This is a genomic window from Streptomyces sp. CT34 (assembly GCF_000805335.1).
Lineage (GTDB): Bacteria > Actinomycetota > Actinomycetes > Streptomycetales > Streptomycetaceae > Streptomyces.
In genome coordinates this window covers 6,909,130-6,929,767 of sequence record NZ_KN708638.1, presented here as the reverse complement: position 1 = coordinate 6,929,767, position 20,638 = coordinate 6,909,130, and the positions used below count along the sequence as shown (strand labels likewise).

16 protein-coding genes, 1 tRNA gene and 2 pseudogenes are annotated in these 20,638 nt (G+C 69.2%); 9 read left to right on the top strand and 10 right to left on the bottom strand.

Annotated features, from left to right (window positions below; all coding sequences use genetic code 11):
- Together RZ84_RS30235 and RZ84_RS37260 are read right to left on the bottom strand one after the other, a co-directional pair.
- Positions 1 to 2,487, bottom strand: coding sequence for an AAA domain-containing protein (locus RZ84_RS30235; protein WP_241777925.1), 2,487 nt, complete (start codon positions 2,485 to 2,487; stop codon positions 1 to 3).
- Between the two features lie 631 nt (positions 2,488 to 3,118).
- Positions 3,119 to 3,918: pseudogene (locus RZ84_RS37260) on the bottom strand (IS5 family transposase).
- A 341-nt stretch (positions 3,919 to 4,259) separates the two neighbouring features.
- On the opposite strand from RZ84_RS37260, the gene RZ84_RS30225 reads away from it, so the two are divergent.
- A complete protein-coding gene (locus RZ84_RS30225; protein WP_043267470.1) occupies positions 4,260 to 4,880 on the top strand; it encodes a hypothetical protein in 621 nt (206 codons plus the stop codon).
- Positions 4,881 to 4,884: 4 nt separating this feature from the next.
- Here RZ84_RS30225 and RZ84_RS35300 read toward each other — a convergent pair whose 3' ends face one another.
- Together RZ84_RS35300 and RZ84_RS39300 are read right to left on the bottom strand one after the other, a co-directional pair.
- Positions 4,885 to 5,676, bottom strand: a complete 792-nt coding sequence (locus RZ84_RS35300; RefSeq protein ID WP_277816889.1) for an SAVMC3_10250 family protein — start codon at positions 5,674 to 5,676, stop codon at positions 4,885 to 4,887.
- A 205-nt stretch (positions 5,677 to 5,881) separates the two neighbouring features.
- Positions 5,882 to 6,019 carry a hypothetical protein gene (locus RZ84_RS39300; RefSeq protein WP_157878951.1) on the bottom strand — a complete coding sequence of 46 codons (138 nt, stop codon included), beginning with the start codon at positions 6,017 to 6,019 and terminating at the stop codon, positions 5,882 to 5,884.
- Between the two features lie 121 nt (positions 6,020 to 6,140).
- Here RZ84_RS39300 and RZ84_RS30215 point away from each other — a divergent pair, with 121 nt between their 5' ends.
- Entirely contained in the window at positions 6,141 to 6,494 is a 354-nt protein-coding gene (locus RZ84_RS30215) for a VOC family protein (RefSeq protein WP_043267468.1), read from the top strand.
- Positions 6,495 to 6,607: 113 nt separating this feature from the next.
- Here RZ84_RS30215 and RZ84_RS30210 read toward each other — a convergent pair whose 3' ends face one another.
- Positions 6,608 to 7,852: an IS256 family transposase gene (locus RZ84_RS30210; protein ID WP_078894350.1), complete on the bottom strand. Its 1,245-nt coding sequence runs from the start codon at positions 7,850 to 7,852 to the stop codon at positions 6,608 to 6,610.
- A gap of 538 nt (positions 7,853 to 8,390) precedes the next feature.
- Here RZ84_RS30210 and RZ84_RS41925 point away from each other — a divergent pair.
- Together RZ84_RS41925 and RZ84_RS41920 are read left to right on the top strand one after the other, a co-directional pair.
- A complete protein-coding gene (locus RZ84_RS41925) occupies positions 8,391 to 9,263 on the top strand; it encodes a recombinase family protein (protein WP_241777924.1) in 873 nt (290 codons plus the stop codon).
- Positions 9,263 to 9,751 carry a recombinase zinc ribbon domain-containing protein gene (locus tag RZ84_RS41920; protein ID WP_241777923.1) on the top strand — a complete coding sequence of 163 codons (489 nt, stop codon included), beginning with the start codon at positions 9,263 to 9,265 and terminating at the stop codon, positions 9,749 to 9,751. The genes RZ84_RS41925 and RZ84_RS41920 overlap by 1 nt, the downstream gene beginning before the upstream one ends.
- A gap of 136 nt (positions 9,752 to 9,887) precedes the next feature.
- Here the strand turns inward: RZ84_RS41920 and RZ84_RS30200 are convergent.
- Positions 9,888 to 9,972: transfer RNA gene (locus RZ84_RS30200), tRNA-Leu, on the bottom strand.
- Between the two features lie 120 nt (positions 9,973 to 10,092).
- Between RZ84_RS30200 and RZ84_RS30195 the strand changes: the two are divergent.
- Positions 10,093 to 11,072, top strand: a pseudogene (locus RZ84_RS30195) (DUF2254 family protein).
- A 136-nt stretch (positions 11,073 to 11,208) separates the two neighbouring features.
- Here RZ84_RS30195 and RZ84_RS30190 read toward each other — a convergent pair.
- Positions 11,209 to 12,768 (bottom strand): aldehyde dehydrogenase family protein, encoded by a 1,560-nt coding sequence (locus RZ84_RS30190; protein ID WP_043267466.1) that lies wholly within the window; start codon positions 12,766 to 12,768, stop codon positions 11,209 to 11,211.
- A gap of 531 nt (positions 12,769 to 13,299) precedes the next feature.
- On the opposite strand from RZ84_RS30190, the gene RZ84_RS30185 reads away from it, so the two are divergent.
- The 3 genes from RZ84_RS30185 to RZ84_RS30175 are packed head-to-tail and all read left to right on the top strand — an operon-like array spanning position 13,300 to position 17,656.
- On the top strand, positions 13,300 to 14,982 hold the full coding sequence (locus tag RZ84_RS30185) for a thiamine pyrophosphate-binding protein (RefSeq protein WP_043271248.1): 1,683 nt from the start codon (positions 13,300 to 13,302) through the stop codon (positions 14,980 to 14,982).
- 12 nt (positions 14,983 to 14,994) lie between these two features.
- Positions 14,995 to 16,224, top strand: a complete 1,230-nt coding sequence (gene frc, locus RZ84_RS30180) for a formyl-CoA transferase (RefSeq protein WP_043267463.1) — start codon at positions 14,995 to 14,997, stop codon at positions 16,222 to 16,224.
- A gap of 22 nt (positions 16,225 to 16,246) precedes the next feature.
- A complete protein-coding gene (locus tag RZ84_RS30175) occupies positions 16,247 to 17,656 on the top strand; it encodes an OFA family MFS transporter (RefSeq protein ID WP_043267460.1) in 1,410 nt (469 codons plus the stop codon).
- 79 nt (positions 17,657 to 17,735) lie between these two features.
- Here RZ84_RS30175 and RZ84_RS30170 read toward each other — a convergent pair whose 3' ends face one another.
- Positions 17,736 to 18,113, bottom strand: coding sequence for a chorismate mutase (locus tag RZ84_RS30170; RefSeq protein ID WP_043267458.1), 378 nt, complete (start codon positions 18,111 to 18,113; stop codon positions 17,736 to 17,738).
- A gap of 148 nt (positions 18,114 to 18,261) precedes the next feature.
- Positions 18,262 to 18,945 (bottom strand): GntR family transcriptional regulator, encoded by a 684-nt coding sequence (locus RZ84_RS30165; RefSeq protein ID WP_078894349.1) that lies wholly within the window; start codon positions 18,943 to 18,945, stop codon positions 18,262 to 18,264.
- A 275-nt stretch (positions 18,946 to 19,220) separates the two neighbouring features.
- Here RZ84_RS30165 and fdhD point away from each other — a divergent pair, with 275 nt between their 5' ends.
- Positions 19,221 to 20,075, top strand: coding sequence for a formate dehydrogenase accessory sulfurtransferase FdhD (gene fdhD / locus RZ84_RS30160; protein ID WP_043267453.1), 855 nt, complete (start codon positions 19,221 to 19,223; stop codon positions 20,073 to 20,075).
- A gap of 14 nt (positions 20,076 to 20,089) precedes the next feature.
- Here fdhD and RZ84_RS30155 read toward each other — a convergent pair whose 3' ends face one another.
- On the bottom strand, positions 20,090 to 20,533 hold the full coding sequence (locus RZ84_RS30155) for a MarR family winged helix-turn-helix transcriptional regulator (RefSeq protein ID WP_043267451.1): 444 nt from the start codon (positions 20,531 to 20,533) through the stop codon (positions 20,090 to 20,092).
- Between the last annotated feature and the right edge of the window lie 105 nt (positions 20,534 to 20,638).

The following is a 20,638-nucleotide window of genomic DNA, read 5'->3' as shown; positions in this document are numbered from 1 at the left end:
TCAGTTAGCCTCGGCATACGTGTCCACGTCCTGGTCGCGAAGGGCCTGTACGAGTGCCATGGCCTCCATGGACGGTTGTGTGCCACTGACGGGGGCGCGAAGGAGCTCGTCCCACGCGGCCAATTGCGCGACCGCCTCGTCGGCGAATTGTCGGCCGTGGAGCGCGGCGACGCCGGTGTTGAAGTCCTGCCACGTCCGGCGGGAGGTGATCTTCAGGCGTAAACCGTGACGTACGAGAAGCTCGTCGATACGTTCCCGGGCTGAGCCGAATGCCTGTACGTACTCGAGGCGCGCGGCCCGTGCGGTCAGTTCGGCCAGCCGTACCTCCACGTCTCCCGGGGGGACCGCGGCATCTACCTGTTGCCAGCGCGTGGCCGCGCCGGCGAGGGCGGAGTGGGCCCTGAGGTGCGCCAGTACGGCGTCCAGGTCCTCGGCCGTCTGCGGCGCACGGCCGTTGACGGTGCAGGAGGCCAGCAATTCCCGGGCGTTCTTCTGTGCCTTGCTCGGAATCCAGGGGCGCAAGGTCTTGCCTTTGGCCAGGTGGGCTCGGAGCGCGGTGCCGGCCGTCGCCAACTGGCCGGCCTTCTGGGCCGTCAGGCCCTCGGGCACGGTCACCAGGCGCAGACCCAGCGCGTCCACGTCCCGCGCGACCTCGCGGATGTCGTCGGTGACGGCTGCCAAGCGTTGCCACAGTCCGAGGTCGGATCGGGAGAGCCGGCCAGTCAGCGCCCGGGTGATCCAGGAATCCGGATCCCAGCGCGTGGCGTCGGCAGGCACCCCGAGGTAATGAAGGGCCGTCTCGCAGGCATCAAGCAGCGAGGCTAGTTCGGCGGTCACGGACGCGTCGAGATGGGCGAGTACGTTCCGGATCTCGACGGCCTCCGCGGACAGACCCTCGTCGCTGAGGCGGCTCGCCGCGAAGACGTCCGCGACGTGCTTGGGCGAAGGAAGCTCGTCAGGGACAGGCAGGGCGCCGCCCGCGCGTGGCTCACCCGCGCCGTCACGCAGCAGTAGGAGGAGTTCCTGGGCTTGCTCGGAGGCCAACGGAGGGGCGTCCTCGGCGGTGTCCGGGAGAGGGCTGATCCATGCGAACTCCTCGGCACCGGCGTGGACCCGCTCCACGATCTCGGCGAGTGTTCCCTCGTATCCCGGTGCCACGCTCCGATGCCGGTACTCGGCCTCTCGGAGCGAGATCACCTGCTCCGTGAGCGTCTCGATCCGTCCCCGCACCTCGTCCCGTTCGCCGGTGAGGCGGCGAATCTCGGCGCGTAGTTCGTCGCGGTCGCTGGCGGCCACCTGGTCGGTGAGTGCATTGATGGTGCGTTCCAGTTCGCCCGCGCCGTCGTGGCGAGTGGAGCTGAGCAGCAGGACACACAAGTCCCTCACTGGGGACGGAAGTTTGTCCCGTAGTACGGTCAGCGCCTGGTCGCGGGCGCTGGTGACGAGCACCCGCTGGCCCTGTGCGAGCAGCGCGGAGACAAGGTTGGCGATCGTGTGAGTCTTGCCTGTGCCGGGTGGCCCCTGGACCACCACGCCGGTGTCGTGCTCCAGGCGCCCCAGCACGCTGCGCTGTTGTGCGTTCGTCTTGCCCGGGAAGAGGGGATCGTCACCGAAGAGCGGCGCCCTCTGACCCCCGTTCCACGCGGATCGGTCGTCGGCCTCGATCGTCATGGCCATTTGGGCCAGGCCGAGCGGTGCACGGCCCTCCGAGGCCACCGCTTCCGCGATCTGGTCGTAGAACCGCAGCAGAGAGTTGAGGTTGCGGGGGCGCATGACCAGGGCGGGCGCGTATGTGAGACGCGCCGCTGGCTCAGGTGCGCGGGGTGGCTCCCACGTCGCGCTGAAACCCATGGGACGCGTGGTCGCCCGCTCCTGCCATTGAGCCAGCTGCTCCAGCGCCTCGGGCTTCAGCGGATCCATCCCCCGAGCGGTGATCTCTTCCGAGAGAGCGGCCCCGCGCTCGCGTACCCATCCGTCGTCGCTGTCCAGGAAGTCCTGGTCTTCGAGACGTAGGGCGCTCTCCGGCGATAGCCGCACCGTCAGCCTTGCCGTGCGGCGGTCCACCGACGTCTCCACCCGGTGGGTAAACAGATGGCGGTGCACCGTGTCCTCGTTCGGGCTAGTCCAGGTCAACAGCCCTACCCCGAGGATGAGTTCCGTCTGGTCGTCCTCCTGGGTCAGCTTCTGGTGCCACGTGTAGACCCGGTCGTAGAGTTCCCGGAGCGGTCGTTCCGCGCGCTCCCGCTCCGCCCACCTGCGCCAGCGGTCCAGCCAGGTGCCATAGGCCCGCAGCACGTCACCCGCATCTTCACGACGCAGCGTGCCTTCCTCCTCCAGCCGCTCCCTCTCATCCGCGACGCGCACCAGCTCGCGCCCCGGACCCTCCTCCGCAAGAGGCGGATCACCCCCGTCTGGGTCCAGGCAGCGCGTCGGCTCCACCCAGCCGTCGAGCGAGGCGGGCAGGTCGGGCGGCGCGCTCTGCGGCACGTGGTCGAGTGTCATCAGTACGCCGTCATCGCGCGGTGCCGGCCTGCGGATGGGCTCCGGCAGTCGGGCCAGCCACAGGCGTTCACGACTGCGGTCGTCACGCTGTCGCTGGTGGCTGCTGTGGACCATGTCGCGCAGGAAGTTGACCAGCCCTGCTGTCTGCCCGATGACGTCGGGATCACTCGCATGGCGTCGCGGAACGTTCACCATTCTCCTTCTCAGCCGCTGACGAACGTTCCAGGATGAGGGTCCGTCAGGGGCACAACAACGGGCTCCGGGCAGGATGACCGGATCCGCTTCACCGCTTCGGCGCCGTGCACGTCGCCGAACGGGCTGGCCGTGGACGTGCCGACCGGTCTTGACGGGAGCACGCTTCGCAGGGCTCCCGCCAGGTGCCTGTACACAGGTGGGAGGCGATACGGAGACGCCGTCGGAGGACCCCTGATCGCGGGGACCCACCTACCGCACCTACCCTCATGCGTGGCACCGCGGGTGGGCGAACGGCAGCTTGGGACCCCGATGAACGATGACCGGTTATGGCGCAAACTGAACGTCAGGCTTAACAGCTGAAGCGCCCGCAGTGACCATGGCATGAGGGACTGCGAATACCGGTAACTGCTTACTGATCTTGTCAGAATGAGGTCGGAGTCTCCACAAGCAGGTGATGTTGCAGGAGTTGGAGCAGGCCGAGGTGGAGGTCGGGCGTATCTCTTTGCAGATCCGCAGGCGTTTGAGCTGGTGGAGCCAGGCGAAGGTGCATGCGACGACCCAGCGGGTCTTTCCCGGTCCGGAGCTGTGGGGTGTACCTTTGCGGGCGATCTTCGGTGTGATGCCGCGGGCCCGGAGAAGGCGCCGGTACTTGTCGTAGTCGTAGCCGCGGTCGGCGAAGAGCCGGCCCGGCCGGTGACGCGGACGACCCCGGACTCCGCGAATGCGGGGTATCGCGTCCAGCAGTGGCATCAGCTGGGTGACGTCATGACGGTTTCCGCCGGTCAGCGAGATCGGCAGCGGTGTTCCGTGCCGGTGATCAGGTGGTGCTTGCTGCCCGGACGCGCGCGGTCGACCGGCGAAGGTCCGGTGTGAGCCCCCTTTGAGAGCCCTGACGTGCGAGCCGTCCACTGCCGCGTCATCCATGTCCAGCAGACCGGCCGCCCGCAACTCCGCCAGAAGGACCTCGTGAAGACGAGGCCAGACACCGGCCTCGGTCCAGTCCCGAAGCCGCCGCCAAGCGGTCACCCCGCTGCAACCGACCCTCTCCGCAGGGACATCCGCCCAGCTCACGCCCTTGCACAGCACGTAAATGATGCCTCGCACGGCAGCACGATCAACCGCTGGCAGCCGGCCCGGATATCGACGGCGCCGCGGAGGCCGAGGAGGAAGCAACGGCGCGACACATTCCCACAGGTCATCAGGCACAAGATCGTCGGACACCCGCAGAAGACTGCCGTCACCCACCCGAACTGCCAAGCCCCCAACACAAACTCATTCTGAATTGATCAGTAAGGAATCCGAGGCGTTCCGCCTCACGGTCCGCGAACCCAAAAAAGTGGTTCTGGCTCGCCTTGGGTGTTGACCCAGCGCCATGTAATTTGCCTACGGTGCACCACCGTTAAGCGCGGCCTGCGCGTACACGGGCAGGCACCACTGAAGCGTGGGCGCACCGGCCTCAGAATACTGCGGCGCCGCGTCCTGCTCTCATCCGATGTCGGCTGGTGTCCATCGCGCGATCAGCCGCATTGCCCAAGCCTCCCTGTGCCCGGCATCCTGATCCGATGTTATCTACAAGCTCACAGATCTGGAGTGCCGTCGGCACGTTCTTCCTGCTCGCCGTGGGCACATGGCTCGGGTACACCGGAGCAAGTCAGCAGTCCGAGCGGGATGTCACGGTGCTGGAGCGCACCATCACCGCTCAGCTGCGGCTGGCAGAGCAGCAGCAAGCGCTTAAGTACAGGGCCGAGCATGCTGAGCGCGCGCAAGCACGGATGACCGAGGCGTACAACGTTCTCGCGCGCTGGTTGAGGGAGCTCTCCCGGACGATTGACGAGGTGTGGGCCGGCACGGTGACCTCGAAGGAGGACGAGGCCGCGAGGTCAGAGCTACTGCTGGACCAGTGGCCGTGGGAGACCTTGCGCATCCCTGTCGATATCGCTTGGGCCGAAATCTATTGGAGTCGCGAAGTACGCGATCTACTGGACAAGTTCCGTGGCACGTCAGCGACCTTTGTCAGGGATGGGAGGGCCGCCCTGCGGCTTTCCAGCGAGAACAACCAACTTGCCCAAGACGTCGGACGGGAGTTCTACGCCCAGAAGGATAAGCTCCACGGGGTACTCGCTGACGTTCGCGACCAGGCGCGTCAGGAACTCCTCGAAGCCGGCCGGCTCGACAGGGAGTGACGCATCAGTCGTGTACCCGGTCAGCGGGGAGCTTCCTCTTCCACCAACGCTTGGACGGAGGACGCCGAGGCACCGCCTCTACGTAGAGGGGCGTCGCCACGACGAGACGTGAGCGCCCCTCCCGGAAGTCGATATCCATCAGAACGCTGGCGAGCCCCCGCAGGCGACCACGAGTGTGCGGCGGATACTCGCGATCGAGAATCCTGAACACGGAGTAGGGGGCGGACTCCATGGCATTAGCGCACCGTGTGGGAACGAGGTGTTCCAGGAACTCTGGAATGACGCACACCCCCTCTTCCTCACGGCGAGTCAGCTCCAGGATGACCTCGTGGAACCAGCCCGTGTCGGAGCCCATACGGCCGCCCGAGGCAGCGGTCGCACGGAGGTGGCGGATCGACCCGCACAGCAGGAGGTTGGTCTCCCTCCCATACCGGCCGCCGGGCCTTGGATCAGTCCCAGCGAACATTGCGACATCGTCGGGGAGCAGGCTGCTGTCCTCATGCATTGTCCGCTCGCTCATGTCGAGGTCGAACCGTATCCACCAGTTCCGACGCAGCTCGGGCTCTTTCAGGTCCAGGATGTCGTCATACCGTTCCAGGCGGCCGATCGCCCGTTCCAGCTCCCGTTCCGAGAGCAAGCCAGGATCGCCGTCTTCCCCCGGGCCTGGGTGCGCTACCTCCACCTTCACACCCGGCAAAACCGTCACTGAGCCGTTGAGCCGGGGCACCACTGGGTCGACTGCTCCGGGGAGCACTGCTCGGACCTTGTGTTCTGATACATACCGCAAGTAACGCATCGCTCCCCCGTCTCGTCATGGCTGCGTTCTCAACAGAATAGAAGAGCCAAAGGCTCACCTCAGACCCCTGCGCACCACCGGGCGCGGCAGAGTCGACGCCTCAGATCAGCGGACAGACCAGCCCACGGCCATCCATCGTCTATGGCGGGACTGGTCCGAAAATAGAGCATGAGCCCTGGTCATCGGGGCGGGGGCTGTGGGGTGTTTATGCTGCCTCGATGGGGTCGAAGCGGACGGTGAGGCCGAGGCTGTTGGCTTCCTTGATCATGCGGCACATGGCGCGCTGGGGGGCGGAGCAATTATCAATACCTGTGGTTTGGTTGATCGTCTGTACCTGCTGCATCCGTCCTTTGTGCTGCACGGCAAGTGGATGAGAGTCATCTCACCGAGGGCACCGATGAGATTCGGCTCGTTCGGCAGTCCAAGTAGTGAAAGCTCACACGTACCACCGCATTGGGAGGACAATGCTGAGTAAGCCGCCCGCATGGTTCGACGTCACTGCCACGGACGCCGCGAAGTCCCGCGAGTTCTACGGAGAGCTCTTCGGCTGGGAGGTCAAAGTCGATGAGTCGATGAACTACGGCTTGACGGTGACCTCGGAGGGAGTTGCCGGCGGTATCGGTCAGGCAACGGAGGACAGTCCCCACCCCGTAGGTCTCGTGATGTACTTCCCGGTGGCCGACCTCGAAGCAGCCCTCGAGCGGGCCAAGCAGCTCGGTGGCAGCTGTGCGGTTCCCCCTTGGGAGATCCCCGGACTTGGGAAGATGGCCGTGTTTCACGATCCTGATGGCAACCGAGTCGGCCTCTGGCAACGCTGACTGCGCCGCTTCGACGCGTTTCGATGGCTGGTCGTCAGTCGACGCCGGCACCGCCCCACCCCGGTCCGACCACAGACCGGGGTGGGGCGGTGCCGGTCCTGCGAAATTTGCGGTCATGCCACGAGGGGCTCGGGGCGTTCGAGTAGGTGGCCGCGTTCGAAGCGAGCTCCGGCGCGGACGAGGGCGACGAGGTGAGGCGCGTTCACGGCCCGCCATCGAGCCTGGGCGGACTCGACGAGCTTGAAGACCATGGCCAGGGCGGCAGCCGCGCTGCCGGCCCCGCGGGTGACCTTGGTGCGCAGCCGGACGGTGGCGAAGGTCGACTCGATCGGATTCGTGGTCCGCAGGTGGATCCAGTGCTCGGCAGGGAAGTCGTAGAACGCCAGCAGCTCGTCCACGTCGTCGGTGATCTTCTTGACGGCCTTGGGGAACTTCACGCCGTATGCCTTCTCGAACGCCGCGACGGCCTTGAGCGCGTGGTCGCGGTCCTCGGCGTTGTAGATCTCCTGCAAGGCCTTTTTCGCGCCGGGCCGTGCGGATTTCGGCAGGGCGTTCGCGATGTTGGCGATCTTGTGAACCCAGCACCTCTGATGGCGGGCGTCGGGGAACACTTCGGCCAGGGCCTTCCAGAAGCCCAGGGCACCGTCACCGACCGCGAGGACGGGAGCACGCATGCCCCGCCGTTGGCAGTCCCGCAACAAGTCGGCCCAGGAGTCCGCCGATTCGCGGTAGCCGTCGGCCATGGCGATCAGCTCTTTGGTGCCGTCCGCGCGCACCCCCATCAGCACCAGGACGCACGACTTCGCTTCCCGCAGGCGTATGCGCAGGTGGATGCCGTCGGCCCAGACGTAGACGTAGTCGCTGCCCGACAGATCGCGCTCGCCGAACGCGGCGTGGTCGGCCTGCCACTGCTGGGTGAGCCGGGTGACGGTCGCCGCCGACAGACCGGCCGTGGAGCCGAGGAACTGCTCCAGCGCGGGCACGAAGTCGCCCGACGACAGGCCGTGCAGATACAGCAGGGGCAGCACCTCGCTGATCTTCGGGGACTTGCGGCACCACGGCGGCAGGATCGCGGAGGAGAACCGCTTGCGCTCGCCGGTCTCGGCAACGGTGCGCTTGTCGTTCACCCGCGGGGCCTTCACCTCGACCGCTCCAGCCGCGGTGGTGACCTTGCGAGGCTGGTGGTGCCCATTGCGGACCACGAGCCGTCGGCCGTTCTCGTCACGCTGGTCAGCCAACTCGGCTATATAGGCGTTGTCTTCGACTTCCAGCGCGGCGGCCAGCATCCTTCTGGCGCCTTCCCGGACGATCTCGTCGATCAGGGAGGAGCCGTTGGCGGTGGTGCCGTCGTCGTTCACTGCGCTGAGAACGGAGTGCCTTCCCGGCCGGTGCTGCGAACACCGGTCTTGCTCGGTGACCTATCGATCAATCACCCGGGAAGGTACGTCTTCCCCGGGTCGATCCACAGGTCTTGAGCATTGCTCCTGGGGGCGCGGTCGGACCCCGTTGTTCGACGGTGATGCCACAGGTGATGAAGAACGCCTGTACGCGGGTCCAGAAGGCGGTGGCGGTCTCCATGCGCTCGTCTCGTGCGCCTGTGCGCTGGTGACATTCCCTCACCCGCTGGGTATCCCGCCCATAGCTGAAAGAACGCTCAAGCGGACGCTGGCGCCCCTCACCTCAGTCGCGCAGAGTATCCAGCCCCACAGAGGGAGCAGTGGTGCAGGCGGACTGTTACGGACGGTCGCGCAAGCGTGCACGAAGTGGTGCAGCCGAAGGGAGGTGGCACGCATGCCGTTGAACGCTTCACCCTCTGGTTCCACCCCCAACACCACGCTTGCGCACAGCCTGCTGGCGGGTTGGGCGCACGAGCATGGCCAGCCACGATCCACGGCCATGGTCCAGACGCCCCCGGGGCTGCGGTTCGCGTTCTACGGCCGGGGCTCCACCGAGGACCACCAGGATCCCGCTACTTCGCGGTCCTGGCAGCTGCTGCAAGCACAGGCGGTCACCTCCGGATACGGCCGAGTGGTAGCGGAGTTCTTTGACGTCGGCCACAGCAGAGTGCTGCCATGGTCACGCCGCCCTGAAGCGGCCGCTTTGCTCATCGCCATGGCTGATCCCGAACGGGATTTCGATGCGATCGTCATCGGCTCCTGTGAGCGGGCCTTCTACGGCAACCAGTTCGCGACGATGGCGCCGCTCTTCGAGCACTACGGCGTAGCGCTGTGGGTACCGGAGCTGGGCGGCGCCATCGACACCGACCTCGTCGGCCAAGAGGAACTGATGATCCTCCTGGGGATCCTGTCCAAGCGGGAGATCGCTCGCGCCCGGATCCGGGTACGCAGCGCGATGACCGTGCAGGCCCGCGACCAGGGCCGCTATCTGGGCGGACGGCCGCCGTACGGCTACCGGCTGGTGGACGCCGGCCCGCACCCCCACCGCTCCTTTGCCCGCCGCGGGGTCCGGCTCCACCGCCTGGACATCGACCCCGAGTACGGTCGGATCGTCAGGTGGATCTTCACCCAACGACTGGCCCGGCACAGCGTCGCCCGCATCACCCGGGCCCTCAACGACGCAGACATCCCCTGCCCAGCAGCAGCCGACCCGGAACGCAATCGGCACGTCGCCGGCGAGCAGTGGTCCCTCACCTCCGTACGCGCGATCCTGCAAAATCCGCGCTACACCGGTCGACAGGTATGGAACCGCAACGCACCGACCACGAACTGCTCGATCCACACAACACCAGCCTGGGACACCGAGACGTGATGCGCTGGAACGCCCCTGAGGACTGGATCATCTCCACCAAACCCGCGCACCCGGCGCTGGTCAGCGAAGCTAACTTCATCGCAGCGCAACACATCCGAGCGGCCAGGACGACAGCCCCGGAACACATCTATATGCTGGCTGGCCTGTTGCGCTGCGCAGCGTGTGACCGTCGAATGGAGTCCTGCTGGGCCCGTCGCGCCGCGTATCGCTGTCGACACGGCCACTCCAGTGCCAGACGGACCGTCCCCGGCCGGCCGGCGAATGCGTATGTCCGCGAGGACCACATCCTGCCGCACCTGCCGGCCCTGCTCATCCGGCTCACCACCGACGGAGAACTCCCCGAACCTGGCCGCGACGAGCTGCCGACCGAAGCCGATGCCGTCAAACACCTCCGAGCTAACGGCACCACCCTGACCTATCACCCAGAAGCAAAGACTCTCACTACCGACGCCCCGCAAGGAGAAAGGATCAAGGTAACTCTCGGCTGACCGTGGCAACCTCTGCAGACCCTGAAGGGAGAAGAGCAAGAGAGACCTGAAACAACAAACACCCGCTCCCGGGCGGGAGCCCGAGGCGGGTGCCAGTTACGCCTGCCCGCGAAGCGGGCACCGTATACAGAAGGTGTGTCCGAGGGGGGACTTGAACCCCCACGCCCGATAAAGGGCACTAGCACCTCAAGCTAGCGCGTCTGCCATTCCGCCACCCGGACCAGGTGTGTTCTTCGCGGGGCGTTGCCCGCGGCGACAGGGACAACAATACCAAGGTTTCGGAGTGCCTTTCACCTGCGTATCCGTGCGGGACATAAGGTCCGTTTATGGGTGAGGGATAGGTGGGGTCGCGCAGGCCGCGGGCGCTTTCGCCGTTTCCGGAGCACTTGCGGGACACGTTCTGGTTCGCGCCGACGGTCGGGCTGATGGGGGCCGTGGTGCTGTGAGAGCGAGACGCCGGCGCGGGGGGCCGTGTCCGTACCGGTGGTGCAGAGTCTGCTGACCTTGGCGCTGGTGGTGCTGAGTCCGCTGCTGTTCATCGCGTATGTGTCCGCCACGCTGCGGTTGATGCAGGTGGGGCCGGTGGTGGACCGGTTCGCGAAGAAGACGTGGCGGATGGTGGGGACGGTGGTGCGACGCGGTTGCCCGGGGAGACGGGGCGAGTGGTGTACGAGGAGGTCGGCAGGGTGGTGCGGGATGTGAATGTGGCGCGGCTGGTGGGGGCGGCGCGGCGGTAGGGGGTGGTGCTGCGGCTGATTCCGAAGATCGGGGACTTCGTGATGCCGGGGACTCCGGTACTGGCGGTGCACGGCGGGCCGGCGCCGTCGTGGCGGGCGTTGCGGTACACGGTGTCGGTGGGGGTGGAGTGGTCGTTTCACCAGGATCTGGGGCTGGGGCTGGGGCTGCGGCAGTTGTCGGACATCGCGCTGTGGGCGGTGTCGCCGGCGGTGAACGATCCGACGACCGCGGTGCAGTGCCTGGACCGGATCGTGCAGATTCTGGCGGCGGTGGTGGAACGGCCGCTGGGCACCGTGCACCACCGGGACCGGCGGGGGCGGTGCGGCTGGCGCAGACCGTTCAGGGGTGGGCGGATCCGGTGGGCCTGAGGCTCGCCGAGATCCGGGGGTGCGCGGTGGGGAGTCCGCAGGTGACGCGGCGGATCCTGGCCGGGATCGACGATCTGCTGCTGCGCGCGCCGGAGGAGCGGCGGGCGCCGCTGGTGCGGCACCGCACCCTCCTGGTGGAGGCGGTGGAGGGTGCGGTGCCGGCCACGGCGGAACGGCGGTTCGCCCTCTCCCCCGACCGGCAGGGGATCGGGTAGCGGGTGGGGTCCCGGATCGGGGTAGGAGGTGGGGTCCCGGATCGGGGTAGGAGGTGGGGTCCCGGATCGGGTGGGAGGCGGGGGCCCAGCCGCACCGGGGCCGGGCCTACCACGGGCCCGCCGTGCCGGGGCCGCCCTACGGCATCAGGTGGTAGTCCGGGAAGTTGCCGGGGAGGCGTTCGTCCGCGGGGCCCTCGGTCACCGCGCGGACGAGGAGGTCGCCGCCCACGAAGGCGCCGCGCCAGGAGTTGCCGAAGCCGCCGAAGAGCTCGTCGCGGTCGCCGCGCGAGCGGGGCTTGTTGTGGCCGACCTTGAAGGCGCGGATCTGCGGTGCCAGGCGGTCGTAGGTCTCGTCGCAGTCGCAGGAGAGCGTGGCGACGAGGGCGCCGTTGCTGGCGTTCATGGCGGCGAGGAGTTCCGCCTCGGTGTCGACGAGGACGATGGTGTCGACGGGGCCGAAGGGTTCGGCGTGGTGGAGGGGGGAGGACGGGGGCGGGGACAGCAGGGTGGTGGGCGGGAGGTAGGCGGAGGTGTCCTGGGAGGGCAGGAAGTTGCCGTCGGCGAGGGTGCCGCGGTGCAGCGGGACGGCGCCGCGGGAGATCGCCTCGGTGATGAGGTCGGCGAGCTCCTTGGCCTTGGCGGCGTTGATCAGAGGGCCGAAGTCGAGCTCGGGGAGCGGGGCGGCGGGGTCGGGGACGGCCAGTGGGTGGCCGAAGCGGACGCCGCGCACGGCCGGGAGGTAGGCGGCGAGGAAGTCCGCGAACGCCTCGCGCTGGACGACGAAGCGGGGGTAGGCGGTGCAGCGCTGCTTGGCGTAGTCGAAGGTCTTGCGGAGCTGAGGGGTGAGGGACGGCCAGTCGGTGAAGTTCCAGATGGCCCAGGTGTTGAGGCCCTCCTGTTCGAGGATGTGGCGTTTGCCGAGGTCGGCGACGGCGGTGGCGACCCGGGCCCCGGTGTCGCGTCCGCCGACGAAGGAGACGCAGCCGATCTCCGGTGAGCGTACGAGGGCGGGCGAGAGGGCGCTGCCGCTGCCGCTGACCAGGGTGGCCGGGACACCTTCGCGGGCGGCCAGGGCACAGGCGAGGGTGAGGCAGACCAGGCCGCCGTCGGTGGGGGTCTTGGCGATCACCGCGTTGCCGGCCAGGGCCTGGACCAGCATCGCGTGGATCAGGACCGACATCGGGTAGTTCCAGCTGGCGATGTTGCTGACCGGGCCGGGCAGCGGGGACCGGCCGGCGAGCATCCGGTCGATCTCGGTGACGTACCAGCGCACGCCGTCGATGGCGCGGTCGACGTCGGCCCGGGCCGCCTTCCAGGGCTTGCCGATCTCCCAGACGAGGAGCAGCGCGAGCAGGTCGCGGTGCTCGGTGAGGGCGTCGAGGGTGGCGGAGATGCGGGCCCTGCGTTCGGCGAGCGGGACCTGGCGCCAGGCGCGGTGCTGGTCGAGGGAGGCGCGGACGGCGCCCAGCGCGGCGTCCGCGTCGAGGCGGGGCGGGCCGGCGATGGCGGTGCCGTCGACGGGGCTGACGGCGGGCAGCGGGTCGCCGTCGGCGTGCCAGGTGCCGGCCCAGAGGTTGCGTACCCGGTCGTCGCGGAACGCCTCGGGGGCGGCGGCCCGGCTGCGCTGCCAGGCGTCCTGCCAGGAGGTGCCGGGTTTGAGGGCGAGTGTCGGGGTGGTTGCGGGGGTGGGTGCCATCGGGTGTCTCCACTCTCGGTGCACGGCCGGAGGGGCAGGGTGGTGGCGCTCGGCGGCTCCCGGAGGAGCCGCGTTACTGGACGGTAGCGGTGTGTGGTGGCGCGCGGGCCGTTGCGGCGTCGGGTATGGCGAGTGTCACTCGGGGCGGTCTGCGGGACCACCCGGGGGCGGCGACCGGTGGGCAGGGGGTTCCCGTACGGGGTGGCGGACTGCCAGGGGCTCGCGTACGGGGCGGGCGATGTGGCGGGCGGCGCGTTCCCCGGTGGAGCGCGCCGAACGCGCCGATGGGGGCGAGGAGTTGGGCGGCGTCGGGCCGGGCGTGCGGCCGGGCCCTGTGTCGACCGCTCCACCCCCGCCGCCGGGGCTCGGTCCGGACCGTACCGCGCCCCGGCCGGCGCGCGCCGTGCGCCCGCTGGACATCGGCGATCCGATGAGGGATAACGGGACCATACAGTATTCGTCGACTGTATGCAATCTCCTGCAAGTCCGGTCGCTGTCGCCTGCGCGGCACCAGGAAGGGAAGCGATGCACATGCCCCAGGACGCCCAGGACCTCATCTCCGGTGGGCACTTGGTCGCCAAGGCGCTCAAGGCGGAGGGGGTCGATGTCATCTACACCCTCTGCGGCGGCCACATCATCGACATCTACGACGGCTGCGTGGACGAGGGCATCGACGTGGTGGACGTACGCCACGAACAGGTCGCCGCGCACGCCGCGGACGGCCGTGCCCGGCTCACCGGGAAGCCCGGCTGCGCGGTGGTCACCGCGGGTCCCGGCACCACCGACGCGGTCACCGGCGTCGCCAACGCCTTCCGCGCCGAGTCGCCGATGCTGCTGATCGGTGGTCAGGGCGCCCGCACCCAGCACAAGATGGGCTCGCTCCAGGACCTGCCGCATGTCGAGTTGATGACGCCGATCACCAAGTTCGCGGCCACCGTCCCGGACACCGCACGCGTCGCCGACATGGTCTCGATGGCGTTCCGCGAGTGCTACCACGGCGCGCCCGGCCCCTCCTTCCTGGAGATCCCGCGCGATGTGCTGGACGCCGAGGTGCCCGCCGCGCAGGCCCGGATCCCGCGGGCCGGGCGCTATCGGGCCTCGACCCGTTCGGCCGGCGACCCCGAGGCCGTGGCGCGGCTGGCCGATCTGCTGGTGCACGCCGAGAAGCCGGCGATCCTGCTCGGCAGCCAGGTGTGGACGACGCGTGGCACCGCCGCCGCCATCGATCTCGTCCGGAGCCTGAACATCCCGGCGTACATGAACGGCGCGGGCCGCGGCACGCTGCCGCCCGGGGATCCGCACCACTTCCAGCTGTCTCGCCGGTACGCGTTCGCCCACGCCGATGTGCTCGTCGTCGTCGGCACCCCCTTCGACTTCCGGATGGGGTACGGCAAGCGGTTGTCGCCGGACGCGACGGTGGTGCAGATCGATCTGGACTACCGGACGGTGGGCAGGAACCGCGACATCGACCTCGGGATCGTCGGGGACGCCGGGCTGGTTCTGGCGTCGGTGGCCGACGCCGCGTCCGGCCGGGTCAACGGCGGCGCGCCCCGCCGCAAGGAGTGGCTCGACGAGCTGCGGGCCGCCGAACAGGCCGCGCTGGACGAGCGGTTGCCGCAGCTGCGGTCCGACGCCTCCCCCATCCATCCCTACCGGCTGGTGAGCGAGATCAACGACTTCCTGACCGAGGACTCGATCTATATCGGCGACGGCGGCGACATCGTCACCTTCTCCGGGCAGGTGGTGCAGCCCAGGTCGCCCGGCCACTGGATGGACCCGGGCCCGCTGGGCACCCTCGGTGTCGGGATCCCCTTCGTCCTGGCCGCCAAGCAGGCCCGGCCGGACAAGGAGGTGGTCGCGCTGTTCGGCGACGGCGCGTTCAGCCTGACCGGCTGGGACTTCGAGACCCTGGTCCGCTACGACCTCCCGTTCGTCGGCATCGTCGGCAACAACTCCTCGATGAACCAGATCCGTTACGGCCAGAAGGCCAGGTACGGCGCGGCGCGCGAGCGGGTCGGCAACACCCTGGGCGATGTGCACTACGACAAGTTCGCCCGGATGCTGGGCGGTTACGGCGAGGAGGTCCGCCACCCCGCGGACATCGGGCCGGCGCTGCGCCGGGCGCGGGAGTCCGGGAAGCCCTCGCTGATCAACGTCTGGGTGGATCCGGACGCCTACGCCCCCGGAACGATGAACCAGACCATGTACAAGTAGAGGGAGTCCGCCGTGACCCAGGCGCTCGACGGTATTCGCATCCTCGACATGACGCATGTTCAGTCCGGGCCGTCCGCCACGCAGTTACTGGCCTGGCTCGGTGCGGACGTCATCAAGCTGGAGGCCACCACCGGTGACATCACGCGCAGCCAGCTGCGCGACATCCCGGACGTGGACTCCCTCTACTTCACGATGCTCAACTGCAACAAGCGCAGCATCACCCTCAACACCAAGACCGCCCGCGGCAAGGAGTTGCTGACCGAGCTGATCCGCCGCAGCGATGTCCTGGTGGAGAACTTCGGGCCGGGCGTGGTGGACCGGATGGGCTTCACCTGGGAACGCATCCAGCAGATCAACCCGCGGATCGTCTACGCCAGCATCAAGGGCTTCGGCGAGGGCCCGTACACCGGTTTCAAGGCGTACGAGGTGGTGGCCCAGGCGATGGGCGGTTCGATGGCCACCACCGGCTTCGAGGACGGGCCACCGCTGGCGACCGGGGCGCAGATCGGCGACTCGGGGACCGGTGTGCACTGCGTGGCCGGGATCCTCGCCGCGCTCTACCAGCGGACCTCGACCGGCCGTGGACAGCGGGTCAGGGTGGCCATGCAGCATGCCGTGCTCAACCTCTGCCGGGTCAAGATCCGCGACCAACAGCGGCTGGCGCACGGACCGTTGACGGAGTATCCGAACGCCCGCTTCGGCGACGAGGTGCCGCGCAGCGGCAATGCCAGCGGCGGCGGGCAGCCGGGGTGGGCGGTGCGGTGCGCACCGGGCGGGCCCAACGACTATGTCTATGTGATCGTGCAGCCGGTCGGCTGGCGACCGCTCACCGAGCTGATCGGGCGGCCGGAGCTGGCCGAGGACCCGAACTGGGCGACGCCACAGGCCCGGCTGCCCCGGCTGCCGAAGATGTTCCAGCTGATCGAGGAGTGGAGCAGCACCCTGCCCAAGTGGGAGGTGCTGGAGCGGCTGAACGCGCACGGCATCCCCTGCGGACCGATCCTCTCGACCAAGGAGATCGTCGAGGACGCCTCGCTGGCCGCCGACGAGATGGTCGTCCGGGTCGAGCACCCCGAGCGCGGCGCCTTCACCACCGTCGGCTCACCGCTGAAGCTGTCCGACTCCCCCGTCGAGGTCAGCCGTTCCCCGCTGCTGGGCGAGCACAACGAAGAGGTGTACGGGGGCGAACTGGGGCTGGACGACGAGGAGTTGCGGCTGCTGAAGGCGGACGGGGTGATCTGATGGGGATTCGGGCCGCGGCGACATGACCGACGTCAACGACCTCACACCGGACGGCACCTCAGGCGGCAGCCGCACCTACCGGGAGATCATTGACGGCAGGGGCCGGGTCTACCGGGTCGGCGAAACCGACCGTGAACTGCTCGGACAGTCGCGGAAACTGATGGTGTATCTGCCCTGGATCGCGATGATGGCCATCAGCGTGTCCGAGTACGCCTACGGCTCCGCCGAGGACACCCTCTCGCGCGCCCACCACTGGACGCAGGGCGACGCCTTCTGGATTCTGAGCGTCTGGGTGTTCTTCCAGGCCGGGATCGCCTTTCCGGCCGGCTGGCTGCGGGAGCGCGGAATCCTCACCGCCCGCCGGGCGATGTTCCTCGGCGCGGTGCTGAGCCTGTTCGGGTTCGCCGCCCTCGCGCATCTGGACAACGTCGTGCCGGCGATCTGCGGCTTCGGCGTCGTCGGCGGCACCGGCTCCGGACTCGTCTACGCCACCTGCATCAACATGGTGGGAAAGTGGTTCCCGGAGCGCCGGGGCGCCCGGACCGGGTTCGTCAACGGCGGATTCGCCTACGGCGCCCTGCCGTTCGTCTTCCTCTTCAACTACGGCTTCGACACCGGTGACTTCACCGAGGTGCTGGACCTCATCGGGGTCTATGTGCTGATCGTGGTGGCGGGCTGCGCCTGGTTCTTCAGGGACCCGCCGAAGAACTGGTGGCCGGCGGACATCGATCCGCCGGGCTTCGGCGGCGGCCGGAAGAGCGCGGCGGGCCCGGCGAGGAATCCCCCGGCGGCACGGCAGTTCACGCCCGGTGAGGCCGTCCGCAGCGGCATGCTTCCGGTGATGTGGGTCGCCGTCGTGCTGACCGCCGGCGTCTCCGTCTTCGGGATCTCCTTCCAGGTGGACTTCGCGAAGGAGGTGGGATTCGGCCCGCTGGTGGCGGCCTCGTCGATGGGTGTGATGTCCGTCGTCAACGGCGCCGGGCGGACCGTGGTCGGCTGGCTGTCGGACCTCTGGGGCCGGAAACCGACGCTGGTGTGCGTCATCGTCGCCCTGGGGCTGGCGCAGTTCGGCGTGATCTGGGCCGGCGAGATCCACAGCCAGTGGCTGTTCCTGGTCTTCGCCCTTCTCTCCGGCTTCGGCGGCGGCGCCTGCTACCCGCTCTTCGCGGCCCTGACCCCCGACTACTTCGGTGAGAACCACAACGCCACCAACTACGGCCTGGTCTACAGCGGAAAGATCATCAGCGGCCTGTTCGGCGGCGGCCTCGGCTCCATGGTGGTCACCGCCTGGGGCTACGACGGCGCCTACGCCCTGGCCGGCGGCGTCTCCATGGTGGCGGCGGTCTTCACGCTCCTGCTCCACCGGCCGGGACACCCCCGCACCCGCGACGTCACGCCCGATCCGCGCCCGGTCAGCCGGGAGTTGCTCTGAACGGCGATGCCGGAACGCGGCGGGCCGGGCGCCCGGCACCGGAGGACTCCCGGCGGGGCGCCCGGCCCTGCGGGAGCCCTCACACCGCCTCGTGCGCGGGGTCTTCCCCGTTTTCCCCGTTGGTGCGGTCGGCGATGGCGCGGTGGTGGCGGACCACCTCGTCGATGATGAAGTTGAGGAACTTCTCGGCGAAGGCGGGGTCGAGGCGGGCGTCCTCGGCCAGGCGGCGGAGGCGTTCGATCTGGGCGGCCTCGCGGGCCGGGTCGGCGGGCGGCAGGCTGTGCCGGGCCTTGAGCTCGCCGACCTGCTGGGTGCACTTGAAGCGTTCGGCGAGCAGGTGCACCAGCGCCGCGTCGAGGTTGTCGATGCTGCCGCGCAGGTAGCGCAGCCGCTCGCGGGCCGCCTGGTCGGCGACGGAGGTGGCGTCGCCGACCGCCGGCGCTGTCCCTTCGCTCATGTACGTCTCGCCGTTTCTGGTCGGTTGTGGGGCTATGTCCGCGATGCGGTACCGCGTGACCGCCTGCACATTACCCGGACCGCGGCGAGTGATTCGTGCCGGTCTCGCGGATCGGACGGGCGCGAAAGCCGTCCGGCCCGGCCCGCCGTCAGGCGTCGTCGCGCGGGCGCTCGTGGTACGTACGCCGGGTGTGCTCGGTGTGCGCGCGCATCACGGTGGTGGCGCGCGTCTCGTCGCCGTCGGCGATCGCCGCGATCAGCTCGCGGTGCTCGGCCCAGGACTGCCGGCCGCGCTGCCGGGCCACCGGCGTGTGGTACCAGCGCACCCGCCGCCCGACCTGTGCGGCCAGCTCCGCGAGCACCGCGTTACCGGCCAACTCCGTGACCTTGGCGTGGAATTGCGCGTTGCACGCCACCGCGGCGGCCACGTCGTCGTCGCGGACGGCGCGCTCGCCCTGCTCGCACAGCCTCTCCAGCTCCGCGACCCCGGACGCGTCCGCGTGCGCCGCGGCGAGCCGGGCGGCCTCCGCCTCCAGCAGCGTACGGACCGTCAGCAGTTGGTCCGCCTCCTCCTCGGTGGGCTCGTGGACGAACGCGCCCTGCGCGGGCCGCAGATCGACCCAGCCGTCGGTGTTCAGCCGCTGGAGCGCCTCGCGGACCGGCTGCCGGGAGACCCCGAGGTGGCCCGCGAGTTCGCTCTCGACCAGGTGCTGGCCGGGCCGGAGCGCACGGGTGGTGATGAGTTCGAGCAGCGCCTCGTAGACGCGCTCGCGGAGCGGGCCGGGGCGTTCGAGCTTCGGCACGGTTCCCTGCGGTAGCCCTGTGGACAGCATCGCGGTCCCCCTCTGCGATTGGTTATCGTCTACAGTCTACTGACGCGCGGACCGCGCTCCACAGTCCGGACCGCGCTCCGCCCCCGCCGAGCCGGTCGGGCAGCTGCCGGCCGCGGAGCCGACCGCCGCCCCGCGCTCCCGGTGCAGGACAATGAGATCGCCGAGGTCACCGCACCGCACGACAGCCCGGTGACCACAGCACCCTCCGTATCGCGGGTCGCTTCGGCCACCCGCACTGCCGCAGCACTGAATCCGACGAATGGGACTGGTCAGACATGGGACGGGTCACCGAGCGACGCCGCGTCATCCGCATCCGCGACGGTGCCGTGAGCACCCGTCCGGACACCCTGGTCGCCGAGGAGCCGCTGGAGATACGCCTGGGCGGCAAACCGCTGGCGATCACCATGCGGACCCCCGGTGACGACTTCGCACTGGCGGCGGGCTTCCTCGTCAGCGAGGGCGTCCTCGCGGGCGCGGACGAACTGGCCACCATCGTCTACTGCGCGGGCGCCACCGAAGACGGCACCAACACCTACAACGTCGTGGACGTCCGGCTGGCCGACGGGGTACCGGTCCCGGACATCACGCTGGAGCGGAACGTGTACACCACGTCGTCCTGCGGGCTGTGCGGCAAGGCCAGCCTGGACGCGGTCCGCACCACCGCGCGCTGGCCACTGGACTCCCCCTCCGGCGACCGCCTCCGTATCGACCCGGCGACGCTGGCCGCCCTCCCCGACCGGCTGCGGGCCGCGCAGCGCGTCTTCGAGCGGACCGGGGGCCTGCACGCCGCCGCGCTGTTCACCGCGGACGGCGAACTGCTGGACATACGGGAGGACGTGGGGCGGCACAACGCGGTGGACAAGATCGTCGGGCGGGCGCTCCAGGACGGCCGGCTGCCGCTGTCGTCGTGTGTGCTGATGGTCTCCGGGCGGGCGTCGTTCGAGCTGGCGCAGAAGGCCGTGATGGCCGGCATCCCCGTCCTGGCCGCGGTCTCCGCCCCGTCGTCGCTGGCCGTCGACCTGGCCGCCGAGACCGGGCTGACGCTGGTCGGGTTCCTGCGCGGCGCCTCCATGAACGTGTACGCGGGCGAGCAGCGGCTCGCCCTGGGCGCGGCGGCCACCACCGGCTGAGGCCGCCCGGCCGGTCAGCCTTCCGGCGCCACGATCCGGGTCAGCAGCGCGATCAGCTGGGCCCGCTCCTCGTCGCTCAGCGCGGCGGTCAGCTCCGCGTTCGCCGCGTCGCCGAGCCGCTGGGTACGGCGCAGCCGCCGCGTCCCCTCCGCCGAGATCCCGACCGCGTTCTTCCGCCGGTCGCTGGGGTCGGGGGTACGGGTGACCAGCCCGTCGCACTGCAGGTCGTTGACGATCGCGACCATGTCCTTGGGGTCGATGCCCACCGTCCGGCCGAGCTCGGCCTGGGAGACCGGGCCGAGTTCGGCGACCGCGGACAGCACGGCGTGATGCGTCATCCGCATGCCTTCGGTGGCGAGCGCCTCGGCCACGAGCCGGTGGCCGCGGGCGGCGGCGCGACCCAGCAGCCAGCTGGGCAGGGCGCGGATACGGCTGGGGGCATAGGGGGCGTCGGCCATGGGGCCACCGTAGCGAGAGTTTCATGGGAAGCGCCAACATAGGGACGCCCAACGAAAACCATTGGCGGACCCAATGGTTGCGGCTATTGTTGGAGCACCCAATGA

Bases quoted from the DNA above. Each gene is read 5' to 3' on its own strand.
- RZ84_RS30225 (WP_043267470.1), top strand. From the start codon at position 4,260: ATGTTATCTACAAGCTCACAGATCTGGAGTGCCGTCGGCACGTTCTTC.
- RZ84_RS35300 (WP_277816889.1), bottom strand. From the start codon at position 5,676: ATGCGTTACTTGCGGTATGTATCAGAACACAAGGTCCGAGCAGTGCTC.
- RZ84_RS39300 (WP_157878951.1), bottom strand. From the start codon at position 6,019: ATGCAGCAGGTACAGACGATCAACCAAACCACAGGTATTGATAATTGC.
- RZ84_RS30215 (WP_043267468.1), top strand. From the start codon at position 6,141: ATGCTGAGTAAGCCGCCCGCATGGTTCGACGTCACTGCCACGGACGCC.
- RZ84_RS41925 (WP_241777924.1), top strand. From the start codon at position 8,391: ATGGTCCAGACGCCCCCGGGGCTGCGGTTCGCGTTCTACGGCCGGGGC.
- RZ84_RS41920 (WP_241777923.1), top strand. From the start codon at position 9,263: ATGCGCTGGAACGCCCCTGAGGACTGGATCATCTCCACCAAACCCGCG.
- RZ84_RS30190 (WP_043267466.1), bottom strand. From the start codon at position 12,768: ATGGCACCCACCCCCGCAACCACCCCGACACTCGCCCTCAAACCCGGC.
- RZ84_RS30185 (WP_043271248.1), top strand. From the start codon at position 13,300: ATGCCCCAGGACGCCCAGGACCTCATCTCCGGTGGGCACTTGGTCGCC.
- RZ84_RS30175 (WP_043267460.1), top strand. From the start codon at position 16,247: ATGACCGACGTCAACGACCTCACACCGGACGGCACCTCAGGCGGCAGC.
- RZ84_RS30170 (WP_043267458.1), bottom strand. From the start codon at position 18,113: ATGAGCGAAGGGACAGCGCCGGCGGTCGGCGACGCCACCTCCGTCGCC.
- RZ84_RS30165 (WP_078894349.1), bottom strand. From the start codon at position 18,945: ATGCTGTCCACAGGGCTACCGCAGGGAACCGTGCCGAAGCTCGAACGC.
- fdhD (WP_043267453.1), top strand. From the start codon at position 19,221: ATGGGACGGGTCACCGAGCGACGCCGCGTCATCCGCATCCGCGACGGT.
- RZ84_RS30155 (WP_043267451.1), bottom strand. From the start codon at position 20,533: ATGGCCGACGCCCCCTATGCCCCCAGCCGTATCCGCGCCCTGCCCAGC.